The organism is Paenibacillus sp. FSL R5-0623, from assembly GCF_037974265.1.
In the GTDB taxonomy this organism is placed as follows: domain Bacteria; phylum Bacillota; class Bacilli; order Paenibacillales; family Paenibacillaceae; genus Paenibacillus.
Genome location: NZ_CP150233.1, coordinates 1,772,651 through 1,799,034, shown reverse-complemented (window position 1 = coordinate 1,799,034; position 26,384 = coordinate 1,772,651). Strand labels below are relative to the sequence as shown.

At 44.8% G+C, this 26,384-nt stretch carries 33 protein-coding genes and 1 riboswitch; of the genes, 6 read left to right on the top strand and 27 right to left on the bottom strand.

Annotation, left to right across the window (positions count from 1 at the left end; all coding sequences use genetic code 11):
- Positions 1-42: 42 nt before the first annotated feature.
- Together MKY92_RS08350 and MKY92_RS08345 are read right to left on the bottom strand one after the other, a co-directional pair.
- The gene (locus MKY92_RS08350) at positions 43-1,221 is read right to left on the bottom strand and encodes a DUF4272 domain-containing protein (protein WP_339300179.1); all 1,179 of its coding nucleotides are present in this window, start codon (positions 1,219-1,221) and stop codon (positions 43-45) included.
- Positions 1,222-1,242: 21 nt separating this feature from the next.
- Complete coding sequence (locus MKY92_RS08345; RefSeq protein ID WP_339300177.1) at positions 1,243-2,463, bottom strand: RtcB family protein; 1,221 nt, start codon at positions 2,461-2,463, stop codon at positions 1,243-1,245.
- 298 nt (positions 2,464-2,761) lie between these two features.
- Between MKY92_RS08345 and MKY92_RS08340 the strand changes: the two genes are divergently transcribed.
- The 3 genes from MKY92_RS08340 to MKY92_RS08330 are packed head-to-tail and all read left to right on the top strand — an operon-like array spanning position 2,762 to position 5,013.
- Entirely contained in the window at positions 2,762-3,268 is a 507-nt protein-coding gene (locus MKY92_RS08340) for a DUF6773 family protein (RefSeq protein WP_336760493.1), read from the top strand.
- A 23-nt stretch (positions 3,269-3,291) separates the two neighbouring features.
- Positions 3,292-3,495, top strand: coding sequence for a helix-turn-helix transcriptional regulator (locus MKY92_RS08335; RefSeq protein WP_339300174.1), 204 nt, complete (start codon positions 3,292-3,294; stop codon positions 3,493-3,495).
- A gap of 60 nt (positions 3,496-3,555) precedes the next feature.
- Positions 3,556-5,013: an erythromycin esterase family protein gene (locus MKY92_RS08330; protein ID WP_339300173.1), complete on the top strand. Its 1,458-nt coding sequence runs from the start codon at positions 3,556-3,558 to the stop codon at positions 5,011-5,013.
- Positions 5,014-5,158: 145 nt separating this feature from the next.
- Here MKY92_RS08330 and MKY92_RS08325 read toward each other — a convergent pair whose 3' ends face one another.
- The 19 genes from MKY92_RS08325 to MKY92_RS08235 form a co-directional block, all read right to left on the bottom strand.
- The gene (locus tag MKY92_RS08325; RefSeq protein ID WP_339300171.1) at positions 5,159-5,596 is read right to left on the bottom strand and encodes a GNAT family N-acetyltransferase; all 438 of its coding nucleotides are present in this window, start codon (positions 5,594-5,596) and stop codon (positions 5,159-5,161) included.
- A 48-nt stretch (positions 5,597-5,644) separates the two neighbouring features.
- A complete protein-coding gene (locus MKY92_RS08320; RefSeq protein ID WP_339300169.1) occupies positions 5,645-6,070 on the bottom strand; it encodes a GNAT family N-acetyltransferase in 426 nt (141 codons plus the stop codon).
- Between the two features lie 14 nt (positions 6,071-6,084).
- Positions 6,085-6,615 carry a CDP-diacylglycerol--glycerol-3-phosphate 3-phosphatidyltransferase gene (pgsA, locus tag MKY92_RS08315; protein WP_339300168.1) on the bottom strand — a complete coding sequence of 177 codons (531 nt, stop codon included), beginning with the start codon at positions 6,613-6,615 and terminating at the stop codon, positions 6,085-6,087.
- Complete coding sequence (locus MKY92_RS08310) at positions 6,615-7,160, bottom strand: ClbS/DfsB family four-helix bundle protein (protein WP_339300167.1); 546 nt, start codon at positions 7,158-7,160, stop codon at positions 6,615-6,617. Before MKY92_RS08310 ends, pgsA begins: the two co-directional genes overlap by 1 nt.
- A 199-nt stretch (positions 7,161-7,359) precedes the next feature.
- Complete coding sequence (locus MKY92_RS08305; RefSeq protein ID WP_339300166.1) at positions 7,360-9,285, bottom strand: ABC transporter permease; 1,926 nt, start codon at positions 9,283-9,285, stop codon at positions 7,360-7,362.
- A complete protein-coding gene (locus MKY92_RS08300; RefSeq protein WP_339183347.1) occupies positions 9,282-10,037 on the bottom strand; it encodes an ABC transporter ATP-binding protein in 756 nt (251 codons plus the stop codon). Before MKY92_RS08300 ends, MKY92_RS08305 begins: the two co-directional genes overlap by 4 nt.
- Positions 10,038-10,153: 116 nt before the next feature.
- Positions 10,154-11,158 (bottom strand): sensor histidine kinase, encoded by a 1,005-nt coding sequence (locus MKY92_RS08295; RefSeq protein WP_339300165.1) that lies wholly within the window; start codon positions 11,156-11,158, stop codon positions 10,154-10,156.
- Positions 11,155-11,844: a response regulator transcription factor gene (locus MKY92_RS08290; RefSeq protein WP_221822759.1), complete on the bottom strand. Its 690-nt coding sequence runs from the start codon at positions 11,842-11,844 to the stop codon at positions 11,155-11,157. The genes MKY92_RS08295 and MKY92_RS08290 overlap by 4 nt, the downstream gene beginning before the upstream one ends.
- A gap of 191 nt (positions 11,845-12,035) precedes the next feature.
- A complete protein-coding gene (locus MKY92_RS08285) occupies positions 12,036-12,800 on the bottom strand; it encodes an SDR family NAD(P)-dependent oxidoreductase (RefSeq protein WP_339300163.1) in 765 nt (254 codons plus the stop codon).
- A 49-nt stretch (positions 12,801-12,849) separates the two neighbouring features.
- Positions 12,850-13,569: a class I SAM-dependent methyltransferase gene (locus MKY92_RS08280; RefSeq protein ID WP_339300161.1), complete on the bottom strand. Its 720-nt coding sequence runs from the start codon at positions 13,567-13,569 to the stop codon at positions 12,850-12,852.
- 219 nt (positions 13,570-13,788) lie between these two features.
- Positions 13,789-14,172: a VOC family protein gene (locus tag MKY92_RS08275; protein ID WP_339300159.1), complete on the bottom strand. Its 384-nt coding sequence runs from the start codon at positions 14,170-14,172 to the stop codon at positions 13,789-13,791.
- 175 nt (positions 14,173-14,347) lie between these two features.
- Complete coding sequence (locus MKY92_RS08270) at positions 14,348-14,821, bottom strand: GNAT family N-acetyltransferase (RefSeq protein WP_339300157.1); 474 nt, start codon at positions 14,819-14,821, stop codon at positions 14,348-14,350.
- 11 nt (positions 14,822-14,832) lie between these two features.
- On the bottom strand, positions 14,833-15,435 hold the full coding sequence (locus tag MKY92_RS08265) for a DJ-1/PfpI family protein (protein ID WP_339300155.1): 603 nt from the start codon (positions 15,433-15,435) through the stop codon (positions 14,833-14,835).
- Between the two features lie 60 nt (positions 15,436-15,495).
- Positions 15,496-15,577, bottom strand: a riboswitch (ZMP/ZTP riboswitch).
- 50 nt (positions 15,578-15,627) lie between these two features.
- Positions 15,628-16,143, bottom strand: coding sequence for a GNAT family N-acetyltransferase (locus MKY92_RS08260; RefSeq protein WP_339300153.1), 516 nt, complete (start codon positions 16,141-16,143; stop codon positions 15,628-15,630).
- 34 nt (positions 16,144-16,177) lie between these two features.
- Positions 16,178-16,702, bottom strand: a complete 525-nt coding sequence (locus MKY92_RS08255; protein WP_339300152.1) for a YfiT family bacillithiol transferase — start codon at positions 16,700-16,702, stop codon at positions 16,178-16,180.
- Positions 16,703-16,750: 48 nt separating this feature from the next.
- Positions 16,751-17,290 (bottom strand): GNAT family N-acetyltransferase, encoded by a 540-nt coding sequence (locus tag MKY92_RS08250; RefSeq protein ID WP_339301739.1) that lies wholly within the window; start codon positions 17,288-17,290, stop codon positions 16,751-16,753.
- An 8-nt stretch (positions 17,291-17,298) separates the two neighbouring features.
- Complete coding sequence (locus tag MKY92_RS08245) at positions 17,299-17,838, bottom strand: hypothetical protein (protein WP_339300151.1); 540 nt, start codon at positions 17,836-17,838, stop codon at positions 17,299-17,301.
- Between the two features lie 21 nt (positions 17,839-17,859).
- Positions 17,860-18,300, bottom strand: coding sequence for a hypothetical protein (locus MKY92_RS08240; RefSeq protein ID WP_339300150.1), 441 nt, complete (start codon positions 18,298-18,300; stop codon positions 17,860-17,862).
- Between the two features lie 6 nt (positions 18,301-18,306).
- Positions 18,307-18,984 (bottom strand): class I SAM-dependent methyltransferase, encoded by a 678-nt coding sequence (locus tag MKY92_RS08235; protein ID WP_339300148.1) that lies wholly within the window; start codon positions 18,982-18,984, stop codon positions 18,307-18,309.
- Between the two features lie 181 nt (positions 18,985-19,165).
- On the opposite strand from MKY92_RS08235, the gene MKY92_RS08230 reads away from it, so the two are divergent.
- On the top strand, positions 19,166-19,939 hold the full coding sequence (locus tag MKY92_RS08230) for a sporulation protein (protein ID WP_339300146.1): 774 nt from the start codon (positions 19,166-19,168) through the stop codon (positions 19,937-19,939).
- Between the two features lie 141 nt (positions 19,940-20,080).
- On the top strand, positions 20,081-21,445 hold the full coding sequence (locus MKY92_RS08225) for an FAD-dependent oxidoreductase (protein WP_339300145.1): 1,365 nt from the start codon (positions 20,081-20,083) through the stop codon (positions 21,443-21,445).
- A gap of 91 nt (positions 21,446-21,536) precedes the next feature.
- On the opposite strand, the gene MKY92_RS08220 is transcribed toward MKY92_RS08225, so the two are convergent.
- Both MKY92_RS08220 and MKY92_RS08215 read right to left on the bottom strand, forming a co-directional pair.
- The gene (locus MKY92_RS08220) at positions 21,537-21,821 is read right to left on the bottom strand and encodes a hypothetical protein (RefSeq protein WP_339300144.1); all 285 of its coding nucleotides are present in this window, start codon (positions 21,819-21,821) and stop codon (positions 21,537-21,539) included.
- 27 nt (positions 21,822-21,848) lie between these two features.
- Positions 21,849-22,418: a hypothetical protein gene (locus MKY92_RS08215; RefSeq protein ID WP_339300143.1), complete on the bottom strand. Its 570-nt coding sequence runs from the start codon at positions 22,416-22,418 to the stop codon at positions 21,849-21,851.
- 387 nt (positions 22,419-22,805) lie between these two features.
- Here MKY92_RS08215 and MKY92_RS08210 point away from each other — a divergent pair, with 387 nt between their 5' ends.
- Complete coding sequence (locus MKY92_RS08210) at positions 22,806-23,966, top strand: glycosyltransferase family 1 protein (protein WP_339300142.1); 1,161 nt, start codon at positions 22,806-22,808, stop codon at positions 23,964-23,966.
- Between the two features lie 344 nt (positions 23,967-24,310).
- Here MKY92_RS08210 and MKY92_RS08205 read toward each other — a convergent pair whose 3' ends face one another.
- From MKY92_RS08205 to MKY92_RS08190, 4 genes are all read right to left on the bottom strand, one after another.
- A complete protein-coding gene (locus tag MKY92_RS08205; protein ID WP_339300140.1) occupies positions 24,311-24,850 on the bottom strand; it encodes an NUDIX domain-containing protein in 540 nt (179 codons plus the stop codon).
- Positions 24,851-24,912: 62 nt separating this feature from the next.
- The gene (locus MKY92_RS08200) at positions 24,913-25,575 is read right to left on the bottom strand and encodes an HAD family hydrolase (RefSeq protein WP_339300139.1); all 663 of its coding nucleotides are present in this window, start codon (positions 25,573-25,575) and stop codon (positions 24,913-24,915) included.
- On the bottom strand, positions 25,568-26,023 hold the full coding sequence (locus MKY92_RS08195; RefSeq protein WP_339300137.1) for a GNAT family N-acetyltransferase: 456 nt from the start codon (positions 26,021-26,023) through the stop codon (positions 25,568-25,570). The genes MKY92_RS08200 and MKY92_RS08195 overlap by 8 nt, the downstream gene beginning before the upstream one ends.
- A 94-nt stretch (positions 26,024-26,117) precedes the next feature.
- Positions 26,118-26,288 carry a YHYH domain-containing protein gene (locus MKY92_RS08190; protein ID WP_339300135.1) on the bottom strand — a complete coding sequence of 57 codons (171 nt, stop codon included), beginning with the start codon at positions 26,286-26,288 and terminating at the stop codon, positions 26,118-26,120.
- Between the last annotated feature and the right edge of the window lie 96 nt (positions 26,289-26,384).

The window sequence follows — 26,384 nt, the reverse complement described above, 5'->3', positions numbered from 1 at the left end:
CTTTAGGGGTATTTGGCTTGCATTATTTTATGTTGGGCCGTTCTACGTATCCGTGCGCACATCATCCCAGTCCTGATCCAGGTAACAGATCAGCCAGTTCAATGCACGATGACGTTCATAAGCCACCCCGCCATTCAAACCAGCGGGAGGCGTTCTGTCATTTACCCGACTATCCACACACACCCAGTTGTAACGGTAGATCATATCTGCTTCATCCAGAATCTCGCTCTTGCTACGCAGGGATGCATCCGTGAGAAAGTCCGTAAAGCTATCCTTCTGTTGCAAATAACCGACATCCTTCCCTACGTTACACAACTCCGTTGGTGCGCCTAGTTCCTTCACGTAACCAAGCGCCCACAACATCACGTGGTACGCTTCATATCCCCAGGAGAAGGCAATGATCTCCTGCTGCTCTGCTCCGTGCTGATCGATAAAACTCTTCTCTACGGGGGAGAAGAAGGATTCAGCCTCATACTTGTCAATCACTTCCTGAACCAGCGCTGCGGTATCTTCCGCACTTTCGCCAGCTCCCAAACACTCTCCTTTAAGCGCAGCAAGACACAACGAAACCGCACGGCGCGCGACTTCCGTTTCACTTCGAATCGTCGTGTGCTCGTCCCCGGATCTTGCGGGCAAGTTCGCATTAAATGGAACCCCTTGTTCGGTTAAGCGTTGTTCTGACCGCGTTTTACGTTGAATTGCAGACTCGGACTGGGGTGTAGCGCCATCTAGGAAACTGGTGTGTGCTGTCACCGTGTAATCCTCCACCTCAGATTCTCCATTCACATCCAGCAATAGCTGGCCTTGTGCATTGAGCAGAGATCCACCTCCCCAGAAGATGACGGCATCCAGCGCATCAGCCACACGCAATAACTCGTCATAGAATTCTTCCGAGATATCTTCTTCCGTCTCAATACCAATCACCATGTTCAGTGTGGAACATTTGATCAGTACCTTTTCCTGGAGCGAAGCATTGTGCCCTTTAATCTGACTCAAAAAACCAAGCATCCCTTGAATCATTGTCGTAAATTCCTCTGGATGTGTCTGGCTGGTCATGATATTAAAGCCTTTGGTCTTCTTACTGAGCCATTTTTTCTGAGTCACTTGAATATGGGTTTTGTCTTCCCGGCGTTCAATCGTACCCTCAGGATAAATGGATTGAATCCATTCAAACAGCTGATCCAGGTCAAACTGAGAGCTATATATCGCACAATTTCTCATGAAGTTCACCCTCTTTTCTGACTAATCCTTGTACGGATCGAATTCATTGCCTCCGGCCATGGCAACGCCTACCGGGCGCAGCACATGGTTGATTTTCAGCGTATTCGCATGCGCGTTCAGTACATCTTGCAGTTTCTTGTACACAAACGGACTTTCGTCCGTGCCCGCTCCCCGGAGCTCAACGCCATAGGCACGAATTGCTTCATGCATCTGTGCTTTACTAATCTCGCCACCCATGCGTGTGCGCAGCTTGTAATTCATTTTGCCAGCCGCCTGGGTTCGGCTCATCGTGCGCCCTGCCCCATGTACGGTGCTGCGGAATGATTCGGTATTCTCCTCGCTGTGGATCCCTTCCACAATTACCGAGATATCACCCATACTGCCTCCAACAAAACCGAGTTGCCCGGGTGCCAGTGGCGTTGCACCTTTGCGGACCACAACTACCTCTTCACCCATGTGTTGTTCCTTCCAGGCAAAGTTGTGGTGATTATGTACGGCATATTCGGAATGTGCCCCAAGAATTCCAAGCACCTGTTCAATGACATAGTCACGCCCTGCATAGGCATACCGGCCCGCCAAAGTCATTGCGTCCCAATACATATCACCCATTTCGCTATTTAGGTCAAACAACGTAGGCGGCTGATCCATCGATTCGCCCGGAGCTTTACCACTGAACTCGCGTCCTGCAGCGAGGTTAAGGAATCCACTCGCCACTTTGTGACCGAACCCGCGACTGCCAAAATGATTCGCGATCCATACCTTTCCCGTTGCCTCTTCTACAAAAATATCCACAAAATGATTGCCACTGCCTACAGTTCCAAGCTGGTTGCGTGCGAGTGTCTTCAGCTTATGCTGTAATCCTGGTTCAATGGTATCCAACAACTTCCAGCTCGCATCATCAAACAATTCATGATCCACCGGTGTTGGATTATTGCGGCCCACGCCGAAAGAAATGGTCGAATTGATATCATCCATGATCTCTGCGATCTGATTTCGAATATCGTCCCACATCAGATTCGTGCGCACAGCCTTGTTGCCACAGGCAATATCATATCCGACACCTGACGGACTGATCATATTCCGGTAAGCGACAACACCACCGATGGGTTGCGAGTAGCCTTTGTGATGGTCGGCCATGAGAGCCACACCCAGTACATCTCCATATTGCGAGCAAGTCACCGCCTGACTTACGGCGTTCTCCAGCGGCTCCCCCCAGACTTTAATGTTATCCACGATTCTCATACTCTATATAAACCTCCTGTCTTATCAAACACTTTGTATATATTACCAAAAATTATGCCGTATGGGCAGTAAATCAATTCCTGCCGGATGATACACAATGCCACTTCGATTGCAGTGTCCTCTACCAGTCGCTGTACGTTATTGTATAACTTTAGATTTGTTTTATTTTCACGGATTGTATTTTATACCAAACAAAATGACATATATATATTGCAAAAAGACTCAAATAATATTATCATGAAGCTCATAAGAAATATTTACCACATTATTTTCAATCTCTATGAAGGAGAGGTCAATCATGAAATGGTTTAAAACAAATGGCAATCAGGATGAGCGTATCGTCAATCTGAAAAACAAGGTGTATAAGGAAGCTTACACTTTAATCATGTGGATCTGCGGCATCTCCATCCTGATCAAAAGCTTTCTCAGTTGGGAGACTTACTCCATGCTGACGGAAGTGATCATCCTTCTCGCAGGAAGTATCTTTTTCGGGGTTCGTTCCGTCATGCTGGGCATTTATTCGGATGAAGTTGAGGTCCATGACCAGACGAGCAAAATTTCATATAGCCTGCGCAACATAATTACGGGTCTGATTATCGGTTTTTCTATGGCCTTGTTCCTGGGCATCCGAAGTTCTGTTTTGTTTGCCGAAACGGCGAATGAGAAGTGGTGGTTTTTCTTCCTCGTTTTTATTATTTCACTGCTGCTTTATATTCCGCTCTTTGCAGGATTCAATGTCATCGTTCATCACTTCGCAAACAAGGCGAGTCAAAAAGCCGCTCGAAAAGATCAGTGGGATTCATAGAAAGGATACAAGGGTGAATGGGCATGAAAAATATACGATTAAAAGTCGCCCGGGTCGAAAAGGATCTATCGCAGGACGATCTGGCACGGATCGTTGGTGTATCGAGACAAACCATTGGTCTCATTGAACTGGGAAAGTATAATCCTTCCCTCAGCTTATGTATTGCCATATGCAAGGCACTCTCAAGAACACTGAATGACCTGTTCTGGGACGAAGAGCAGAGATAAGCCGGATGGTTCCATTACGAAATCATTTATTATCACGCATATGATGAAGGAGGCATTATTTTGATCGATTTCAGGAAAAGAAAAATGGGTGCTGTACTTGCTCTGACTACCGCCATACTGGCCAATTCACTCTATCCAGCCGGACATGCAGGTGCTGCAGCATCAGCTACCATGGAGACCATTCAGGGGCAGGTAACCCAGGTGCAATCCGCGAAAACGTCGGATGAGAAAATTGCAGAATGGAACGAATGGGCTAGAGATCACGCATATCGACTGGATAGCATCCAGCCTGTGAAGACAGGTCAGGAGCCCGATTCCTTCTCGGATCTGGAGATGCTGAAACCTCTACTCTATGACAAGCGAATTGTGTTTCTGGGTGAAAGCTCCCATGGGGTTGCCGAATTTAATCTGGCGAAGACCCGGCTGATCCAGTTTTTGCATCAGGAAATGGGATACAACATTCTTGCCTTTGAAAGCGGTCTTTCCAACACATCGCTTGCTAATGCCATGGTAAAACAGCAACTTCCCGAACAAACGATGAAAAACTCCATCTTCGGCGTCTGGTGGTCCAAGGAAATCATGCCTTTATTCGATTATCTCAAAACGAGCGCACAGACTGAACGACCCCTGATTCTAACCGGTTTCGACATGCAACTGCAATTCCCACTGTTGGACGGTAACTGGCTGAAGGATAAAGAGCTCGCCAAGCGACTCGCACAAACGGAACAAAAGATGTCCAATTTCTCTGCCGGAACGGATCTGAAAGCCTATCGCGCTGAGAAAAATGAAATTATCAAGGTATACAAAGATGTCCTTAAATCCCTGAAATCCGAAGCGAACCAGACCTATCTGCAAAAAGAATACCCGGATCAACCGAAACTTTCCATGCTGCTGGAGCGAAGCCTCAATGATCGAATTCGTGTAGCGATGGAATATGTCGATCTTTCGATCCGTGCAATGGCTGAAATGAATAAAGGCAAATATGAGTCGTTTTTTGATTCCATGGAGTGGCGTGATCAGGCGATGCATGATAATCTCATGTGGCTCGCTACCGAAGTGTATCCCAACGAAAAATTTATTGTATGGGGGCATAATGATCACATAAGAAAGGCGCATAGCGAAGTCATTGGCTCGCCCTATCCCATAACCATGATGGGAGAAAAACTTTCGGAAGAAATGAAAAAATCAAGTTATGTTCTGGGATTGTATGCATCCAGCGGTCAAACGGCCGATAATTCCGGCGGACTTCATGCCGTTGAGCCGGCAGAACCCGGTTCCATTGAAGGCATCATGTCAGCAACGAATACACCCTACAGTTTCCTGGACCTGCGGTATCAGAACAGGGAAACAGGCAACTCATGGATGTTCGAACCACGATTTGCATACAGCTGGGGCATGATCCCTGAGAGTTTTGTCCCACGCGATCAGTATGACGGCATTTTAATGATTAATGATGTTCATCCACCGGAATATATTCGATCATCCTCATCCGGCTCCAAAGAACAAAGCAAGGAATAAATACAAAAAGAGAGTTGCCAGCTCTCTTTTTTTTGTATTCCAACTCACGTGTCTCTATTTACCTTGGTCGACTGCACCATAACTCCACGTCGATGTGTTAGCTAATAACAATCGCTGTTTTCGGTCACGAAAACAGAAAGAATAGTCAATTAAGATGCTTCCGGTAACCCTGAACCTTCTCATCCTTGAAACCTAGCTTCTCATAGAAAATATGCGCTTCCTTACGCTGATCGCCAGACACCAGAATCATGTATTCACACCCAAGATCTCTCGCAATCCGCTCAATCTGGAGCATAAGCTTCTGACCAATTCCCTGTCTGCGTACCTGATCCGATACAATCACATTCTCCACAACCATGAACGGTTTACATTGGCCTACCAGATCCATACACTCAATCCCCATAACAGACCCGACAAGTTCGCCATTGTAAAATGCACCCAGAACGTGATAATGACCATTCTGCTGTATGTAATGGAACATTTTCTGCATCTGCTGCTCGTTCGACGGCGTTCCTATTAACTCATGATACAGTTTGCTTAAAGCCGACAAATCCTGTAGTTCAATGGCTTTGATCGTAACCATAATGTATCCCCCTGACGTTCTATCTAATTGGTGTTCTATTATTCTATCTTAAGTGAGGTCCTTCTTGAAATAGTAGTGATGATGCCCTCTTGGTGCATTCTCTATCGTTGTGATCAATTGGTATCCGTGCTTCTTGTAGAATTCTGGTGCCTGGTACGAGAAGGTGTTCAACATAACAAAATCACAGGATTTCTCGTGCGCAAGACGTTCGACCTCATGTAGCAATTGGGAGCCGTAACCCCGATGCCGCTGATCAGAATCCACCCAAAGAATATCAACCTCCAGCCAGTTCCAGCAAAGTGTACTAAGCACACCTGCAACAATCTCGCCGGTCTCATTTTTGATATTGAAATTCAGTTCTTCGTACCGATGCCTTAATTCCTCACTCACATGGGTCGCATTGTATGCGACTAATTGCTGGCGAACATATTCCGAATCTTGCGCTGTACTTGGCGCTATATTCCCTTTAAACATCTCCTACACTCCTTTTATCTAAGTAGTTTATAATTTAAGATAATATAATTCATCCCCGATAGGAGAGTAACACACGCTGCAATCCATAATAATGCCAAGTCCACCCTGATATCAGTTAGCAAACTAAACGGAACATGGTTCAACAAAATCGCAATGATGGCTGCCACCTGAAGCACCATTTTGATTTTTCCATACCGATCGGCTGCGAGAGCAATGCCCTGCTCTGTCGCTACCATTCGTAACGCTGTAATGACAATTTCACGTCCAATAATGATTACAGCGATCCATGAACTGATCATATTCTCCTGAACCATCATCACCAGCGCTACCGCAATCAACAGTTTATCCGCCAGTGGATCAAGCAACTTTCCCAGATTCGTGATCTGATTATATTTCCTCGCCACATATCCATCCAATTTATCCGTACCTGCCGCTACTGCAAATATAATTAGTGCAATCATCACGTTTTGCTGATTGAGAAAACAGATCATAAACAATGGAATCAACGCGATTCTAGCCAACGTGATTTTATTTGCCAGATTCATTAGATATCTCCACTCCCCTCATCCATGTTGGCTAACTGACCTTTTTTCCATTTACGAATTCGGGTCCGAAAAGATTTAAAAGGGGCTACAGAATTAATCTGGATCCACTTCACCATAGCCCACCCAGGCTTGGTACCCGTCCACTGTCTCATCCCTTGTACAAATAACTCCTCTTCGCTAAGGGAGTTAATCCAGTTCTGCGATTGTTGTTCTGTCTCCCGAAACAAAGAGCGCAGCTCCTCCAGCGTATAACCTGAATACTTTTCGTAAAATGATTCATTTAACGGCCCCAATTGGTTCCATTTATACCCTGGTGCAGGCATATGACATTCATGTCCCAACTGTTCATTTCGCTCCCAATCCATCACCAGGTTCATCCATCCCAGCTGGTAGGCGATCATCTGGGCAGGAGTTTTATCCACACCTTCAACCCACTTATCTTTGTCACTGTTATGGATGTCATTGAATTCTCCCTCAAATAATACATAGGTGCGTCGAATCGTCTCACTCAATTCTTTCTTCGAGGCATATAGAATTCCAGGCACGCTACTCCACTCCCCTCGTTCCACCGTTTTACATGAATCAGAAGCATGGACTCTATCATCATTTCGACTTAATTCCATAATCATCCTTTTTTTTCAGTTTGCTCTATTCATTTCTGTAAGACAAAGGGCAGTCTGTAAACAATACAGCTGCCCTTTACTCAACCTATTTTGCTATATCAGCATACTACTGAACCCAATTCTACAAGGCTTCCTTAATCACCCGCTTATAGTACCACACAGACAACAGGCCAAAAATCGAATATAACAATGTATAAACTATCATAACAATGACCGTTGGTGTCGCCAGCTCCGTACCAAAGAAAAACCAGCCTGATTTCACGGCAAAGTAACTATGACTCAATCCCACCACAAGCGGAATACCGAAGTTAAACAACTGCTTGATCTGAATTCCCCTCAACAGATTGCCTTGCGTAAATCCAAGTTTACGAAGAATGGTATAATTACCCTTCTCCTCTTCGCTCTCGTTCATTTGTTTAAAGTACAGGATACATCCCGATGTAATCAAGAACGTCAAACCAAGGAAACCAACAATGAACATAATCAAGCCCATATTATTACGTTGGTTATTTCTGAACTCAATCTGGGAGAAGCTTGGTGCTTCCAACTGCAGCTCCTTATATACGGCATATGCCTCTTCAGCCTGCCCCTCTTTCAGAATACGTACACCATAGTAGTCAGCCCACTCGGATTTTTGCAGCTCGGGATCGAGATCCTGTCTCAGCTGTTGGTATACCGTTACATCTACTACCGCTACAGGCGTGCCCCTAGTATAATACGCAGGAAGAACTCCCTGTTTGGTGGTTCCGATCAGTTGTTGGTCCAACGTTCGCTTCAACCCATGCAAGACGATTGGACCTGTCTCCTGAATGTAAATCAACTGCTTAATAGCATTTCCATATCCCATGAAGATCACTTCACCTGGTTGCAGATCTATGTTATCTACCATGTTGTCACTCAACACACTGCTGAACAGGTACTGTTCCGTCATGGACTCATCCATCACTTCATGAGCATCAATTTCAATATAAATAGGCTGTCTATGATTCTCCTCATATGGAATCTGTTTATGTTCCAACTCCCTTACAAAGCGATTTTTCACCTCAACCTGAGCAAACGAAAAATCCTCCGGCAAGCTTTCCTTCGCCTGAGCCTCTGCCGAATAATACGAAATGTAACTGAGTGACAGCATGCCAATAGCAAGTGCAGATACGGTTGTAATAATCGTGAGCAGCAATGCATTAGATTTCATGCGGAACATGATTGAAGATAAAGACAACACTTCATGAATGGTAAGGTATCCGTTTTTACTTTTGCGAATCAGATTAAAAATAAAACTTACCGAACCCTTATAGAACAGATATGTCCCCAGTATGACCGAGAAGAGAATCAGGATCATCGTATACATCAACTGCTGCATGTCCATTGCCTCACCGCTGAACAGCCGTGCAGACATGAAGTATCCATACACAATCAGGGCAATGCCCAAGACGCCAATAATCATCTGTCCAAACGACATCTTCTGCACCTGCTGCTCCGAAGTGGCAGACACCCGAAAGAGTGAGAGAATGCTCTGTCTCTTGATAAAAGTGTAGTTCATCAGCATGATGAGCAGATACATCATCGTAAAGACAATCACCGTTTGCATCAGTGCCATCGGAGAGAAATACAGTTTCGTAATCGCATCCACACCGAGAATTTTGAACAATATCATCAATACCAGCTTGGACGCAAGAAACCCAATTAACACACCGATAGCCATGGAGCCAAAATAGAGGATACTGTTCTCCGCACTCAAAATACCAAAAATTCTGCCTTTCGTCAGTCCAATCAATTGGAATAATCCAATTTCTTTGCTGCGCCGCTTGATAAAGATCGTATTGGCATAGAGCAAAAAAATGCCGACAATGACGATTAACAGTACTGAAGATGCACCTATGGCCGCCGCACCTTTTGTTGAAGCAGCCACCTCATCCATGGAAGGATCATACTGTAACGTCACAAAGGAAAAATATAAGGCCACACTGAACACAAGCGCAAATACATAGAGATAATAATTCTTTAGATTTTTCCTGAGATTGCGGAAGATAATATAATTCAAGCTCATTGCTGTACACCACCCAATACGCCCTGGGTTTTGATAATATCGTTGAAGAACGATTGCCGGGACTCGTCTCCTTTATTCAACTGGGTGTAGATCTGACCGTCTCGAATAAAGATCACTCTGCTGCAATAACTTGCGGCAACCGGATCATGGGTAACCATAATAATAGTCGCTTTTCGTGCGCTGTTCATATCACTTAACTTGCCGAGCAGATCCGAAGCGGACTTGGAATCCAGCGCTCCTGTCGGCTCATCCGCAAAAATGATACTCGGCTCGTGGACAAATGCTCGTGCTGCCGAAGTCCGCTGCTTCTGCCCCCCTGAAATCTCAGATGGATACTTGTCTTTCAGTTCATATATCCCCAGTTCACGGGCGATCTGTTCAAACTTCCGGTGTGCCTCCTGCTTTGGAATGTTCGTGATGGAGAGCGGCAATAATATATTTTCCTTCACCGTTAGCGTATCCAGCAGATTGTATTCCTGAAAAATAAAGCCCAGATGATGTTTGCGGAACTCGGCCAGCTGTTTCTCCTTCATTCCGGTAAATTCCTTGCCCTCAATATCAATCGTGCCCTGGCTCACCCGATCAATGGAGGAAAGTACATTAAGCAGCGTCGTTTTACCCGAACCCGAAGGCCCCATAATACCAACAAACTCTCCCTTGCTCACTCCAAGATCAATGCCCTTCAGCACTTCCTGTTTATTCAGTTTATTACCATAGACTTTATGAATTTTTTTGGCTTCCAGTATCCACATATCCCACTCACTCCTCTTAAATCTTCTGCAAAATGCTCATGTCTATATCATAATCGGGATGTGCAGTGTTATCGTGTGATTCACCGAACAAAACCAAAAAGCATGTGACATTGTTGTCACACGCCTGCAAGATGCACCATGTCGTTTTTTCGCGGAAAAGTAAGTGTGACGGTTGTGCCCTCGCCAAGAGAAGATTCTACATGAATGTTCATATGAAGCGTCTGGGCCACTTGACGAACCAAATATAGTCCCATCCCGGTTGCCGCCCCATCCATTCTGCCTCGGGTAGACGTAAATCCTTTATCAAATATACGCTGCAGATCTTGTGTCTCAATCCCTCGCCCGTGATCCTGAATGATCAGTACAATATGTCCATCCTGTTCCCGCGTTTCGATGAGGATATCCGATGAATCACTATACTTCACCGCATTGCTCAGCAACTGCCGGAGGATGAAGCCTAACCATTTGCTGTCTGTGAGCACGCGCGATACCATCAAAGACATGTCAAAGCCAATACCCTTGGAAATGCACCACGATTTCAACGCTCGTATCTCGCTATTCAATACCGGTTCAAGTTCCGTCTCTTCGATGAACAAGTCATTGTGCATAAATGGAATACGCTTCTGATGAAGTTGCTGATCCAGTAACTGATGGATTCGTAACCATTCATATGTCATTTGGCTCTGTAACTTGTCATCTGGCAAGCGCTCGATCATCAGTTGCAACGCTGTCAGTGGGGTCTTCACCTCATGAATCCAGGATAACATCTCGTCCTTCTCCTGTTCTAGAGCGATAAAATGGTGTGACGTCTCCTTACGATACCGCTGTGTCTGGGAACTGACCGCCTCATGTACAATCTGCTCATATGGACTTTCGGCGATATCGAGTTCTCTCAGATCATAGGTATGATCCCAGATGCTCAATTTTCTATAGAAGCGGGTCTCTTTCAGGTATCTCGCCCAGATAAAAACAAGACATACCACCACATTCAGTCCTACGATATACATCACAGATTGGAATGGAATGGACGAGTCCAGGTAGCCCACCAATAAAATAATAAGTTGCATGCTTACCAGTAGCCATAACCAACTAGCCCTTTCTCGTATGTACTTTCCGATCATGCTTCTGCCTCTTCCGTTGCCATGTATCCCTGACCTACTTTGGTTTCAATGTACTGCTCCAAGCCGATGGGTTCAAGTTTCTTCCGTAACCGATTAACGTTAACCGTCAGCGTATTGTCACTCACGAAATGTTCGTGATCCCACAAGCTCCGGATGAGGTCCTCACGGGAAACAATCTGATTTTTGTGCTCGACCAGCACTTTAAGGATGAACATCTCATTTTTGGTTAACAGAACAGATTCATCCCCGCAGGTTAGTGTATTTTTCACATATTCAATAGCAGCACCGCGCCAGGTTCGGAGTTCAGTATGCTCTGTGTTATAGTTATACACCCTCCGCAAAGTCGCTTGGATCTTGGCAATCAATACATCGAAGTGAAATGGCTTCTGGATAAAATCGTCTGCACCCAGATGCATGGACATGACCATATCCGCAGGATGATCCCGTGAGGACAAAAAGATAATCGGCACATTGGAGTGCGAACGAATGATCCGGCACCAATGGAACCCGTCATATTGGGGTAACTGAATATCAATAATGACCAGTTGCGGCTGAATTACGCTGTACTCCTGCAATACCTTGCCAAAGTCCTGCACACCATACACGTCATACGACCATTGGGACAAACGTTCCTTGATTTCAGTGAATAACGATTCGTCGTCTTCAATGAGCATAATTTTAAACAAGAGATTCACCACGTTTCTGATCTTCTAAGGTTGAATAAGGTAATCAGACTCCATTGTTGCATGATCACCTTTACCGTTACGAATCGTACTTCCGATCGCTGTTACCAGTGTACAGGGAAATTGGGCTTATATCAAAAAGGTATCCATACTTATTACTTCACAAGAAAACAGGCAAAACGAAGTATACGATATTAACTCTCGGTGGAGTGTATAACATGGCTTGCATCACTGTGTTCATCGATCCGCTCGATCAACTGCTTCGCTACATCTTGTGGCGATCTTAATTGTCCTGTTTCATATACTTGATTGAACATACCCGCAAGGGCGAACTCCTCTGCACTTTTGCCTCGTGCAACAGCCTGCAATTCCGTATCGACCATCCCCGGATCAAAAACAATAATCTCAACAGGGTTCTGTTGGCCCGTTTGCTCCAGAGATACACATTGGGTAAACATGTTCATGCCTGCCTTGGATGTACAGTACACTGCCATTGAAGGCGCGGGATAACTTCCCGAGCCCGATGAAAGATTAACAATTTTACGTCTGGCGGACAGGTGATTTGTTTGTTGAATAAAAGATGAACTCAATATCATTGGCGCTGCGAGGCTGATGTTAAGACTCTGACTTATCTCTGCCGCACTACACTGATCGATAGGTCTTAGTGGCTCCAGCATCGCTGCATTATTAATGAGTCCAATGAATTCAGCTTCCTGAGACGGAATTTCGTCCAATATGCGTGTAATCAAATCATCGATCCCATTCAGGTCGGCAAGATCGTACTGAACATGGCGGTAACGTCCGCTCCATTCCTCGCCTGATTCCAACAGATCCGAACCCCCGCGTGAAATACCGTAAACGTAATCCCCCTTAGCCAATAATAACTCTGCAAGTTGTAAACCGATCCCTTTGGATGTGCCTGTAATGATAAAGTGTCTTCTTCCTGTTACCGTTCCCATTCCGATACACTCCTCCTCTATCTTCAATCGATCATATCCCCATATAAGCTTATGAATCTAACTTTCTCCACAACGTGGCCCACAGAAAAGGTACACCAAAACACGGTTCTTGCTGCTCCATCGCCTTCATCGCACGGAATTCGACACAATCAAAGCCATCTTCCAGCATGTAGCGAAGCTTCTCCTCCGTGAACGCAAGACCACCTCGCATCGACTTCTCTTGATACACCTGCCAATCATTCATAACGATCTCAGGCCCACCAATATCGCCATAACCAGGAGCAAAACAAGTCATTCCAAAGTATCCTCCAGGCCGGAGTGCATTGTGGACCATCTCTATGTAGGGAATGCGCTGATGTGGCAACAGATGATGCAGACAACCCGAGTCGTAGACAAGATCATATTCTTGCTCTGGGGACAATTCGAACACAGATCGACATTCAAAATGCACGTCCAGTTTCTCTTTTGCCGCCCTCTCCTTAGCCCAAGCAATACCTGTCTCTGAAAGATCATAAGCATCTACCTGATATCCTTGGCGGGTTAAATACAACGCATTTCTGCCCGGGCCACACCCCAGTTCCAGTGCCTTGCCACCACTTAGCACACCTGCGTTCACATGTGCTACCAGATTCTCATCCGGTTTGTTTGGGAAAAAGGGGATGGGTCTGTTCCGATCCTCATAGAAAGGTTCCCAAAACTGCTTGGCAGATCTGAAGTCCGCATCGAGCATATCATATAGATCCTGTACACTTTTAATCGTCTTTTCCACAACCACATTCCTCCTTAATCGCTCCATCCAAACCTTCATTTCCGACTATTCATTCCTCGTCATTTTCAATAAATCAGCCACACTCTATTATAACATTTTTACCCAGTAATTCTCTATTTTCCTTGCATGTTTCTACTCCAAAACATAAGCGTTTTCCCAACAAAAAACGACCGACATGATTGTCGATCGCTTACAGGCATAGCGGTTTTGAATTGTAACTTACTTCGCCCGTTCCAAAACTGCAAAGTAATTTCCTTCATTATCAGCAAAGTTGAAAACACGCCCCGTTGGCATCTCGACTATCTCTCCGACCGTTACATGTTTACCAGACAAGTCGGCATATAACTGATCCAGATTATCGGTGAAGAACATTAACGAAGGTGTGCCCAGATTTACACCCGCCGACATCCGTTCGACGAACTCTTTGTCATGGAGAATAATACTCGTCTGCGAGTCTGGGGTAGGCGCAATCTCAATCCATCTCATGCCCTCGTCAAGGTTTACTTCATCCACAATGTGGAATCCAGCGACTTCAGTCCAAAATGCCAGTGATTCATCTTGATTATTGACATACAACATAATCTGGCCGACTTTGCTAAACATGGATCAATCACTCCTCTGATCATCTAATCTCTCAACATCCTGCTTATCATTCCTCAAATTCCAATAGAGTATAACATGCAAGACCGCTTTTTGATCATCTTTCTTTGCAAGTTCATGCAACTTAAACTGAAGTACACTTTTATGTTTCCACTACAATTAGTCTTTTGAAGTCCCCTTATAATGTTTTAACAAGTGAAAGTCTATGAAGCCCCGAGGTATAATAATTCATATCGACACCTTCTTTTTGAAAATTCATTCGTTCATAAAATACAAGCGCTGCTTCATTTTCTTCATGATCAAGTGTGTAAAGCATGACATCATCACTACCGAATTCAGCTATTTTTATACATATTTTTGTAATTAGTCCACGTGCTACTCCCTGTCGAAGGTGTGATTTGCATGTAACAACGCCAACGATTTCATACCGGTTAACAGTAGACTGAAAGATATAACCAGCATGACCTATGACAACATCTGCTTCGTCAACCATGACATAATAAGCACTGATACGTTCATCCGTCATTTTTAAAAATGAATCCCAGCGTGCAGGATACTGATCGCGTATAAACGAAGGAAATTGAAAATGATGATCCGTCATCATTTTCAGCACCGCTGGCTGATCAATCGCTTGAAAAAGGCGAATAGTCATCTTTTTATCCCCTACCCTTTAGTGTGCATGTAGACATCTTTTAAATTACCAGCTTCATAATATGGATACTCTAGTTTTTGTTGAACTTGAAGGACGATCTCCGTAGACGTTAACATTTCGACCAAATATAATCCCAGGTCAATGGAAGCCGTAACCCCCGCACCAGTTACCGTATTACCATCACGCACTACACGCGCTGAGATTACTTCTGCACAATAAGGAGTCAATAAATCATAAGCAGATGAGTTGGTAGTAGCCCTTTTTCCATTCAGGAAACCTGCTGCTCCCAACAGTAAAGCCCCGGTACAAATAGATATTTTATAAGTGACATTTTCTGCCGTTCGGACCCATCGCATAAAATCCTCATCAAATCGAAGCGTTCTAGTTGATAATCCACCAGGAAAAAATACTAGGTCAAAATCCCCTAGATGAGGTAATACTGCATCGGATTTCATTTTCAGCCCACGGTCATCCGAAATTTCCTCCTTATCTGCGCAGAATGTCCATGATACGTTTTCCTTTACTTTCAGAATCGCTAGCCAAGTCACAGCTTCATAAAATCCAGCTAAATCCATGCTTGTCATTCCATCAAATAAAACAAACGCCATTTTCATTGCCGCCACCAGTCCTTTCGTTCCCTAAATAATAAATAAAGTGTTTGATCAAAAGATCAAACACTTTGCCCAGGCGTACGGCATATAATATATGTGCTCCCTCGTGGTTCACTCCACGTTTACGCCAGTCACACATAACAGATATTTACAACTAATATACATGACATCTTTCATATTGTATATATTATGAAATTATTGCATGGCTTTTAACTTCTTCGTAAGATATAGTACAACATCGTCGTCCATAATTGTTTCTTCACCCGGCTGAATGTAATGATCATGTTTGTGTACACCGTGACCGTCTGGTATGTACCCGCGATGGGCATATAGAACTTGCGCTTTGCCATAATCTGAAAACACACCTACACCAATGCCTGCAACATCCGTTCGTTCCAGAATAACTTCCTCTGCTCGGTCCATCAACCGTGAACCAATACCTTGGCGCTGGAACTTCATCAACACATTAAAATCGTTAATTTCGGGAATACCTTGTTCCCTGAAAGACGGGTAGCTGGAATACCACAATACATTCACGTATCCGGCAAATTCTCCATTCAACTCGGCTACCAAGGTTAAGCGTTCCCCATTCTGTTGTTCAGCCAAGTAATGAGTATACTGCTCAGCAAATCTCCCCCAACCCTGCTCCTGAAACGCCTTTGATATGATTGCAGGATCGCTCTCATTTAATAGTCTGATATGTACATTCATTGATAATTTCTCCTCAACAAGATATTTTTTCTAGCTATATTCCCAGCCGATCCCGAAGCGATGTGATGTGAGCAACATGGTGTTTGCCATGCCAAGCATACATGCCCAGATTGTAATCCAGTCTTGTCGTTTCTTTCGATGAGGGATGATAAAATTGTTTGGCATAATCTGCATCTGTCAACGCGTTTAACAGAAACACCCAACGACGATGGAGGGCATCCAGAATCTGAAGCGAGAATTCAACATCTAGGTCTCTTGAATCACTCAGTTCAGCCCAGCGCTCTTCATAATAAGGTCGAATCGTAGGTGTATCCTCTGTCAGTGCCAACTTGAAACGTATCATACTGTTCATATGGCTATCTGCCATGTGGTGAATGACCTGTTTGAGCATCCATCCACCTTCTCGATACGGCAGACTTAATTGCTCTTCACTTAGTCCCTTTACCGCTTCTCGTGCGCGTTCAGGCAACTCAGCAATGTCCCGAATCCACTGCTCTCTCTGCGCGGGCGTAACTTCACCCGTGTGTACAAATGGTCCTATTGGAAATCTTTCATCCATCCAATATTCCTCCTTGTTTGTATGATTCGAAATAACTTTAAACAGGATCTACAGGGTATATTCCATAAGCCAACAATCTCGCATCTGTCCTTCATGCTGCTCATGTTTCTCCAACAGCTTAATCTTTTGGAAACCACATTTCTCATAACAGGATATCGCTCGCAAGTTCCAGGATTGAGGGTCCATAACCACTTTACGGGCTTGTTGTTCATTAATCAGATAAGCCAGCATGGACTGCATCAACCGTGTACCAATGCCTTTATTCCAGTAGTCTGCCTCACCAATAAACTGATCCGTTCCATAGATGATCTCATCCGTGTCTCCATAACCATACTCCGTTCGTTCTTCTTCCTCAAGCTTATAGAACTGAATGTATCCAATCGGATGTCCTCCATATTCAACGATACAACGAGTAGCATCATCTTTCTGATTGTAAAAATGCTCTCTCACCTGTTCCAGGTCATGCGGCCGATCACGCCCTTCATAGTATTGAAGAACTTCCGGGTCTGACAGCCACTTCACCAGATGTTGTTCATCTTCTGTTTCCAAGAAACGTACGGTAATTTCATTCGATTCATATACATTCATCATTCGGATTACTCCTTATTGATCTCCAGATTCTCACCCGTAACCCAACTCAGATCCTTCCCTAACAAATGCTCGTTGTGAACATAATACACCATGGGATTCTCAAGCGGTTGAGTCGTTCCATCCGAAGATCTGAGCGTTAACCGCAACTTGTAGCTCCCTATCTCATCAGGTATCGCAAATCCTATCAGATTATCAGCTGAGTTCATGGTTTTCCCCTGCGCCTTAAGATACTTTTCCAGAATGACTTGATCAAGATAGGAGCTGCCGACAGACGAAGGCATGTACCACGCATCATCTTGTTCTTCAGTGAATGTGACCCCTTCCCATCCAGGGACAACAGGATACACCATATGTCGATCCTTGTCTTCTCTTTTTCGCGTTATCTCTAACTCTACCTCAACTGCGTCCGTATCAATCTGCCTGATTGTACCTGCCATCACAACATCCTGTGCACTCACACTTGGAATAACATAGCTGTATATGAGCAGAGTCACCAAGAGGATTATCGTTATTCCCGTAGTCCAAAATATTGTACTTTTACGCATCTGTCTGATCCTCCCGTCTGGTTAATCATACTTCTGGAGTAGCTCCTTCTCTGTTAAAGATTGAGTTAACCTATCCAACTCAGGTGATGCCGTCCAATCACTGGAGGTATTCAATCCATGCTTGATGGTATGTATCGCGCTATGTGCAGACATGTATATATTATGGTGGATTCCAGGTTGGACAATGATGTGCTCTCCTGCACGCATCACTCGAATCGAAAACATCTGATCGTCTCCATAACTGGCATACGCAATCCATCCGGTTTGCACCACATAAAACTCCGTTAAGTTGATATGTACATGACTGTTTTGCCATGCTCCGTGGGGAGAGGCAACAGTTCTACAATAATAACTGCCATCTTCTGCTATCATTTTATATTTTTGTTCCCCGTTCGCCATCTGTTCGAAGCTGGTTTTGACACCCGTTTCACCATATTTCTGTTCTGAAAATTCTGTGTTCAATCGGCTTCAACTCCTTATGGCCTGCCAAATATACTTGCATTCTCTTACAGCAATTCTACCATCAACCTGGTTCTCCTTCAGCTTGACTTCCAGCTGTTCCCGGTACTCAGGCTGTGTATAATCCGGGTTTCCGGGGATATCGGAGAGAAAGATGGCAAACTCTTTTTCATCTGAGAAAATCATAAGTGCCTCGTTATATTCCTCAATCTTGATCTCCTTAAATGCATTTCTCTCCAAACGCTCACGTACCTTTGTTATATCCGTATGAATACCAATCATGACTCCACCCTTTTGCAGCAATCTCCCATGCTCAATAATGGAAGTTGGACCTCTGCGATCATAGATCAGACCAAATTGCTTATCTTCAAATGGCATCTTTTCTTTTGTGCTGACACAGACAAATTCCACAGTTGTTATCGTGCTTGAATGAAGACTGTTTTGGGCTATCTTTATCATCTCTTCCGAATTATCAAACCCCATAATGTGATCGGTATGTTCCGACATTTTCAACGTAAACTCCCCATGTCCACAGCCTGCATCGAGCACGGATGTATACTGAGGCAGAAGCTTAATCAACCGCTCTTCAAAAATATCTTCAGCAGAGTTACCGTCCAGCGTATATAAAGCTCTACCCTTGTATCCTCCATTACGTCGTGCAATCATATCGTACCATTCCATGCTCATAGAGTTCCTCCTGACAAAAAATCCCTTTATTTAAACATTCGACATAGGTACGTCGATTCTCCTGTTTGGATATGCGATATATCTTTGCTAAAATATGAAACGCTTCTCTTCCAGCTTCCGTATTAAGGTCGAAGCCGTATGTATTCCATATAATAAACCATCTGATCTGGAGGTTGAGCGCATGTCATTTTTCAAGAAAGTGTTAGCCAGTGTAGGTGTTGGAGCAGCCAAAGTGAATACAGAATTGCATACACCAGAGGTCACGCCTGGAGGAATCATCTCGGGGGTTGTGTACATTGAAGGTGGAGAAGTGGAACAGAACGTAGATCGAATCTATCTTTCAATCAAAACCCATTACATACGGGAGCGCGATGATCGTAAAGTAAAAGAAACAGCCGTTATAGCCAAATATTTGCTCACCGAAGGTTTCACATTACAGCCTGGAGCCAAATTGGAGAAAGACTTCTCATTTGACTTACCAGAAAACCTGCCTATTACGCTACATCGTGCAGAGGTATGGGTAGAAACGGGCCTTGATATTTCAAGTGCTGTAGACCCCTCAGACCGGGACAGACTGCATGTTGTTCCTACCAAAGACATGAACACCGTGCTCGATGCAATGGATATCCTCGGCTTCAAACTGCGTGAAGTGACCAATGACTACGCGCCAAAGCTGGGCGGCAATCTGCCATTTGTTCAGGAATTCGAATATGTACCAACAAACAAATTCCGTGGGCATCTGGATGAGTTGGAAGTCATGTTCTATCCGATGGGCGATTCACTGGAGCTGCTATTACAGATCGACCGCCGCGCTCGTGGACTCAGTGGAATGTTCTCGGAAGCGATGGGCACGGATGAGAGTTTCGTCCGCCTGCATCTGTATGAAAGACATCTGGCGCGGGGTGCGCATTCTGTTGCTCAAGGACTGGAAGAAATCATTTCCAAACATATCTGATTGTCATCTGTACCAACAGCTCTTTGGCACATTCGTGTCAAAGAGCTGTTTTTGTACTACGATAACTCGATCTCAATCATGTATAGAAGCTTTTTGGACAGGAATTAATGGGTATATTAGATATAAAAGGAGGGAATATGATTGTCTACACAACCCAACAATTCTCAGATGAACAAAGATCGAATTATTGTCATCGGTGCAGGGCTCGCAGGTTTGAGTTGTGCCTTTGAACTTGTAGAACAGGGAAAGTCTGTACTGGTCCTCGAAGCTGCCCCCTATGTAGGCGGACGCACAGGGAACTGGAATGAGCGGGGAATGGAGGTGGAGTCCGGGTTCCACAAATTCATTGGATATTACAAAGCACTGCCAGATCTGCTTGAACGTGCTGGCATTGACCTTGATGATATGTTGGTATGGGAAACCACGATGGAAGTCCGTCACCCAAATGTCGATGAGCATGGTGAATTCGGACTTGACGTTATTCATGCTCCCCTCAAAACACTATCAGGTGTTCTGGGAAACAATAATTTCATCACGCCAGCCGACAAGGCTTCACTTATTCCTTTTTTAGCTGCTGGCTTCAAGGAGTGTGTATCCAGCCCCGAGGAACTCGATTCAATATCGGTACTTGATTTTGCGAATCAGCATGGGGTAAGCGAACAGGCTCTGCAACGAATCGTTGAACCGTTATCTTCAGGCATTTTTTTCATGCCACTTGAAAAATATTCTGCGTATGCCTTCTTTGGCCTGTTCCTGCCGGGTATTCCTCGGATTCATAAAATGCGAATTGGTGCCTTTACTGGCGGTATGACGGATGTCATGTGTGCGCCTTTGGCTGCTGCCATCACGCAAAAAGGGGGACAAGTACGAATCAACGCCCCAGTAATCCGACTGCTCTATGATCAGGAAGGTCTGAAGGGGGTTGAACTGGAAAATGGTGAACAGCTCTCCGCTACACGTGTTGTTGTAGCTACCAATATCCGACGTTCCCAACAATTACTTGAAGAGCACTTCAGTGAACATGAATGGTTTCAGCCCTTTTTGAGTCTGGACGCCATGCCACATGTTACAGCACAGTTCGAATCAGAACTGCCACTCCTTCCCGAGGACCGTACAACCTTTGGGCCAGGCACCGACATCGGTTCATTTGGGGAGCAATCCCGAACAACGTTTCGCGGGCAGCCCGGCAGAGCTTCAATCATTCTGGTTAATCCCGACGAACTCATTGATTTGCCTGATGAGGAAGTATGGGAGCGTACCAAACAAGGGTTGGTCGATATCGGACTGGCCGAAGGTGTGTCTTCCGTAACGGATTACCGGATTGTTCGGGGGAATGAGAATTTTTATCGGATCTCACCAGGCAATGAGCCCAAGCGACCCGAACAAGTGACTCCAATTCAAGGGTTATACCTCGCTGGGGATTATACTAAACAGCCCATGTTCACCACAATGGAAGGTGCTGTGATATCTGGTCAGAAGGCTGCGGCCGGCATTCTTAATATATGAGGATAACGAAAAGCAGCCCTATTATCAGTGATCTGACAATAAGGGCTCTTTTTAGTGTATAAAGAAATATGTGTTACGAGATTACTATCGACTAGGGGCGCTGCTTCCGCTGCTGGAATTGTGAGCGGATAACATAATAAGCAGTTGCAAACAGGATAACTGCGCCTATGCCAACGATTATCATGGAAGAATCCCACCGAACAATAGTTCCAAAAGCAACCTTGGATTGCAGTGGGGTACCCGAAGAAGCGGTGTTTGTCAGATCAGGTACGTAATTCATGGTCATGATCATGCCTTGAACGACATTCCAAGCTGCAAAACCAATGATGAATAACAGGGTAACCAGAACGGATTCCATCGCTAATCGTTTGTTCATGCTTGTCATTTATCTCCTTTTCCCAATTCAATTAGACAAGATGTGCTGCATTTCCTGTTTTAAACGATCTTTATTTTCATCCACATATTGATACAGAAAGTCGAAGCTTTCTTCGTTATCCGATTGCATGCTCAAATTCGCGGCTTCCAGTTCAATCTGCTGCAATACCTCATGAATCTGTTCCCCGTGTGTTTGCAGGCTTGTCGTGATGTCATCTTCGGACAGGCCATTCACATTATCTCGTAATTGCCCGTGCGTTACACCGCTTTCGGACAACATCTGCTCTATCTTCTTCAGGATCACGGCATCTGCATCATTGCCGATCCGCTCCATAGCTGTTATCGTCTCACCCAGATACTGTCCGCTGACATTCTCAAGGAAACCGGTCATCCCGTTCATGGACAGCTCGGTATCCAGATCAATGATTAGAATGATATCTCTCAATACTTGCGGAAGTTCCGGCCCACTTTCTCGAATCGTCGAAAATTCAGCCCGATAAAGGTCCATGGCAACACTCCCCACCACTTCTTCACCTGACATCTCTTCAAGCTGATTGAGTGGTAACAACTCCTGCAATTCTTCTTGTAACTTGTTCATCTTTCTCTGCCTCCTGTATCTCTCTGTCTGAATAGTTTGAACGAATGTTTTTACACTGGACCACTACGCGGTCAGAATAAACTTCCGATCGCTGTTATCCCCAGATTTTTTCAATCCCTTTATTAAAGGGGAAAATCCGGTGATAAAGGCGAACGCTCCGCTTCTTCAGTTTGTTTCCGCCCTCTCCGTTTCGTGTAAATTTCAAGTTCAACTACGCCGACACGTTATTACATCATAGCAGAATACGCTATATAAGTTGAACTTATGGAAGATGGTATAGTAATCCTTTAACAAATTTACAGGGAATATCGTCAAGTTAACGTGCACTTGACCTCTGGAAAATGTTCCGCTGTTATGATCTTGGCATCACGAGTCTTGGGAGGGGTAATGATGCGCCTGGCCTTGTTCACAGACACCTATCTTCCGGAAACCAATGGTGTTGCTGGCACGCTCCACCGCTTGAGTAACCATCTGAACCGCAGAAGAATTGAACATCTGCTGTTTACTCCGAACTCCATCATTGAAGGAAGCCATGAGACTCAAGTCCGATCGGTTGCCAACATCCCTTTTTTTCTGTATCCCGAATGCCGCATTGCTCTACCCAACAGAGCAAACACATACAAACAGCTACAAGCCTTTCAGCCCGATCTGCTGCATATCGCTACGCCTTTTAATATGGGGCTGCTTGGCCTGAGGTATGCACTCAAACACCATCTTCCGCATGTTGTCTCCTACCATACCCACTTCGATCGTTATCTCGAATACTACCGGTTAAAAAGTATGATTCCGCTCTACTGGAAATATATCCAATGGTTCCACCGCGCCTGTGATGCAACCCTAACTCCATCGCAGGAAACATTAAACACCCTGCAAGCCCAGGGCATTCAACGTCTGAAACTTTGGTCTCGCGGGATTGATTGCAACCTGTACTCCCCTGATAAACGCAGCTCGGATATCCGTGAACGATACCACATCACTGCTCCCCTCATTCTACTCTACGTTGGACGCATTGCCCCGGAAAAAGATATCGCTACGCTCACGACTACCATGCAGCAGCTACCCCAGGAAATGCAGTCCCGTGTACACTGGATTATCGTTGGCGACGGCCCATCTCTCCCCAAAATGCGTCTGCAATCCCCACCCAATGTCACCTTTACAGGCTATATGCATGGCGAAGAACTTGCTGTTATGTATGCTTCGGCAGATCTGTTTGTGTTTCCTTCCTCTACGGAGACATTTGGCAATGTGGTACTGGAAGCGATGGCTTCAGGACTCCCTGTGGTGGCAGCCAATGCCGGAGGTGTAAAGGATCTGATATCCCACCACCGCAACGGTGTATTATTCGAGCCAGGTCAGGCTGATGCACTGATTCGGGAGATATGTCTCTGGGGAAATCACGTGAACCAATTGCGGAAGATGGGATTGGAAGGCAGAAAGCTGGCTCAGCAGCGGTCGTGGGAGCATATTTTTGATACACTGATCGGGGATTATGAGGAGGCTATCGAACATCGGAACAGACAAACGAAAGATCGAATTATTACAGCGTAGTCTGATGAAATCATCTTCTTCCAACAACCCATAACTACCGCCTCTGTCCTATGCAAAATTAAACCGGTTCGCTCGTTCAGGCTGTCATAGCATTTACACTCTGCTACGGTCAGCCTGAAACATGTTTCCAATACGTTTCATAACAAAATCTCCTTCATGGAATGGGTTAAGCTATTTACACGGTATGTAGAAACATAGAAGCCGAAGTTATTGAAATTATTTAGAGTATTTTGAATGATTGTATATATAGAAAAAGACATGACCTCATTGAACTGGATCATGCCTTTTATTGCAAAAACTCTATTGGTTGAATTTACTGAACGGGACTTTGATATCTTTCAGTTCTATATTTCAACATTATTGATAACTCCTTTTGGCTCAAATGATATCGTTTCCTGCATTCTGTTCCATATTACCTGTGGCGTGCCCTTTAGGTCTGTTCCGCTCTGAACGTTGCCAATCCAGATGTCTTCTGCGCCCGGATGTTGTAAATAGTGCCGGAGCGTTGCTTTGATCAGAATAGACGAATGTAAGTCCAGAACCTCATCCAGCGGTATCCAGAATAACTCGCCTTCATCCGAGGGTACAAAATGTCGGTGCGTGGTCTCTCCGAAATATACAAACTGCTGCCAAATCTCACCACCGTTAACTTCCAACAGGATATATCGAAGCCGAAAGTGTTCGACATCCTCTTGCTTGAACCCGGTCTCTTCTTCAATCTCCCGATAGCTGGCGCTCATGGGTACGTTCAGTTCCCCTTGTTCCAGATGTCCGCCAATGCCACCCCAGAATTCAAAATCAAACAATCTGCTACCCGCCTTCTTCATCATCAGCATGTCTGAGCCATTGCTCAAAAACGCTGTAGCCATCTGTCTAATCTCCATATGTATGTCCCTCGCTTTCCAGACTGTGTTTATAGTAGTCTACTCGTCTATATAACCGCCTTCTACAGCAATTTCTTCAGCTCACTTAGATGTTCAATCGTATGTAAAGGACCCGACTTAATGCTGTCCTGCCACGGCTGGTTGACCTTCATCCAGATGGTGCTCATGCCTACGCTTGCTGCTCCCTCAATATCGTTCACCGGATGATCGCCAATGTAGATGCATTGCTCTGGGCTTAGACCGAAATGATCTAGCGCAAGCTGAAATATGCGTGGATCGGGCTTTTTGACTCCCGCCTCTTCTGAAACAATAATATGGTCGTAATCCTCCCGGATACCGAGTTGATCGATTTTTCCATACTGAATATCGGTCTGCCCATTGGTAATTAACCCGATTTGATATTTCCCCCGCAGATGCTGAACGACTTCTCGCGCCTGCTCCATCAAAACTGAACTTCGCACATACTCTCTGCCATAGAACTCCATCAGTTCTACATGTGGCGGACTCTCTGCCCAAGGCAGTTCATGCAGCAACTCGTTGAACAGAAGGGGTTTGTCCTTATAACCATCCTGGTCGAGTTCAATAATTCGTTTACTTATATCTTCGGTTGATTCCAGGTGACCAAAATAGGTCTTGATTAAACGCTGCGTGAAGCCGTCAAAGGTCATCGTTCTGTTCAGAATCGTATTGTCCAAATCAAAAATAACCGCTTTAATATCATCCATCACTCTTCTCCCCCAATTCCAATACATGCGTTATCTTCTCCATACTCGTCACTTCTCTAAATCCCAAGTTGTGATAAAAAGATCCAGCAACCGGTTGATCCGTGTACAGAACCAGTCGAGCGTAATGATTTTCCGCTTTTTGAATAACCGCATCCATCAGCCTGCGCCCAACCCCATGTCTTCGAAATTCTCTCATCACATAAAGCCTGCGAATTCTTCCGGTATCAATCATTTCAGAATAAGGATCTCTGTTCAGACCGCAGATCCCAACAACCTTATCGTGCATTCTGCATTCAAAAAGCGCTTCATCTTCTTGTTCGAATGTATTGATTCCTGTCTCATATTCATGGATTAATCGCTCGATATGTCTGAACCCTTCACTGGAGCTTTCGGCCAGCATCGCCACTAAATCGTCATGATTCCATACCGATATCTCCTGTATCCGCATGGTGTAACCGCCTCCATCATTTTAAATCAATGGTACACATGCAAACCCAACCATACATTGAACGATGGCCGGGTTTATCTTGTACAGCTCATTCTCATCTTTTCTTTTTGTGATAGTGATAACCCGTGCACAGACCCTTTTGTTTGGATTTAGCTGAACAGTTATGTCCACCGTTCTTATCCAGTCTGCCTGGATGAGCGTAAGCGGAAGAGGATACACCAACAAATACGACCAGAGACAGGATTGCGATAACAACCTTTTTCATAAGTCACCCTTCGATCAACACCCTATGCTTTAGGGCTTAATACGTGCTATATCATTCTACATGAAAATCCACAATTTGGATATCCTTCATCTTTTT

Bases quoted from the DNA above. Each gene is read 5' to 3' on its own strand.
- MKY92_RS08250 (WP_339301739.1), bottom strand. From the start codon at position 17,290: ATGAATGTATATGAATCGAATGAAATTACCGTACGTTTCTTGGAAACA.
- MKY92_RS08285 (WP_339300163.1), bottom strand. From the start codon at position 12,800: ATGGGAACGGTAACAGGAAGAAGACACTTTATCATTACAGGCACATCC.
- MKY92_RS08275 (WP_339300159.1), bottom strand. From the start codon at position 14,172: ATGTTTAGCAAAGTCGGCCAGATTATGTTGTATGTCAATAATCAAGAT.
- MKY92_RS08260 (WP_339300153.1), bottom strand. From the start codon at position 16,143: ATGAATGTACATATCAGACTATTAAATGAGAGCGATCCTGCAATCATA.
- MKY92_RS08295 (WP_339300165.1), bottom strand. From the start codon at position 11,158: ATGATCGGAAAGTACATACGAGAAAGGGCTAGTTGGTTATGGCTACTG.
- MKY92_RS08350 (WP_339300179.1), bottom strand. From the start codon at position 1,221: ATGAGAAATTGTGCGATATATAGCTCTCAGTTTGACCTGGATCAGCTG.
- MKY92_RS08320 (WP_339300169.1), bottom strand. From the start codon at position 6,070: ATGTTTAAAGGGAATATAGCGCCAAGTACAGCGCAAGATTCGGAATAT.
- MKY92_RS08200 (WP_339300139.1), bottom strand. From the start codon at position 25,575: ATGGATGATATTAAAGCGGTTATTTTTGATTTGGACAATACGATTCTG.
- MKY92_RS08235 (WP_339300148.1), bottom strand. From the start codon at position 18,984: ATGAGCATGGAATGGTACGATATGATTGCACGACGTAATGGAGGATAC.
- MKY92_RS08300 (WP_339183347.1), bottom strand. From the start codon at position 10,037: ATGTGGATACTGGAAGCCAAAAAAATTCATAAAGTCTATGGTAATAAA.
- MKY92_RS08190 (WP_339300135.1), bottom strand. From the start codon at position 26,288: ATGAAAAAGGTTGTTATCGCAATCCTGTCTCTGGTCGTATTTGTTGGT.
- MKY92_RS08220 (WP_339300144.1), bottom strand. From the start codon at position 21,821: ATGAACAAACGATTAGCGATGGAATCCGTTCTGGTTACCCTGTTATTC.
- MKY92_RS08345 (WP_339300177.1), bottom strand. From the start codon at position 2,463: ATGAGAATCGTGGATAACATTAAAGTCTGGGGGGAGCCGCTGGAGAAC.
- MKY92_RS08245 (WP_339300151.1), bottom strand. From the start codon at position 17,838: ATGCGTAAAAGTACAATATTTTGGACTACGGGAATAACGATAATCCTC.
- MKY92_RS08230 (WP_339300146.1), top strand. From the start codon at position 19,166: ATGTCATTTTTCAAGAAAGTGTTAGCCAGTGTAGGTGTTGGAGCAGCC.
- MKY92_RS08335 (WP_339300174.1), top strand. From the start codon at position 3,292: ATGAAAAATATACGATTAAAAGTCGCCCGGGTCGAAAAGGATCTATCG.
- MKY92_RS08340 (WP_336760493.1), top strand. From the start codon at position 2,762: ATGAAATGGTTTAAAACAAATGGCAATCAGGATGAGCGTATCGTCAAT.
- MKY92_RS08215 (WP_339300143.1), bottom strand. From the start codon at position 22,418: ATGAACAAGTTACAAGAAGAATTGCAGGAGTTGTTACCACTCAATCAG.
- MKY92_RS08305 (WP_339300166.1), bottom strand. From the start codon at position 9,285: ATGAGCTTGAATTATATTATCTTCCGCAATCTCAGGAAAAATCTAAAG.
- pgsA (WP_339300168.1), bottom strand. From the start codon at position 6,615: ATGAATCTGGCAAATAAAATCACGTTGGCTAGAATCGCGTTGATTCCA.
- MKY92_RS08205 (WP_339300140.1), bottom strand. From the start codon at position 24,850: ATGGAGATTAGACAGATGGCTACAGCGTTTTTGAGCAATGGCTCAGAC.
- MKY92_RS08325 (WP_339300171.1), bottom strand. From the start codon at position 5,596: ATGGTTACGATCAAAGCCATTGAACTACAGGATTTGTCGGCTTTAAGC.
- MKY92_RS08195 (WP_339300137.1), bottom strand. From the start codon at position 26,023: ATGCGGATACAGGAGATATCGGTATGGAATCATGACGATTTAGTGGCG.
- MKY92_RS08210 (WP_339300142.1), top strand. From the start codon at position 22,806: ATGATGCGCCTGGCCTTGTTCACAGACACCTATCTTCCGGAAACCAAT.
- MKY92_RS08255 (WP_339300152.1), bottom strand. From the start codon at position 16,702: ATGGATGAAAGATTTCCAATAGGACCATTTGTACACACGGGTGAAGTT.
- MKY92_RS08270 (WP_339300157.1), bottom strand. From the start codon at position 14,821: ATGACTATTCGCCTTTTTCAAGCGATTGATCAGCCAGCGGTGCTGAAA.
- MKY92_RS08265 (WP_339300155.1), bottom strand. From the start codon at position 15,435: ATGAAAATGGCGTTTGTTTTATTTGATGGAATGACAAGCATGGATTTA.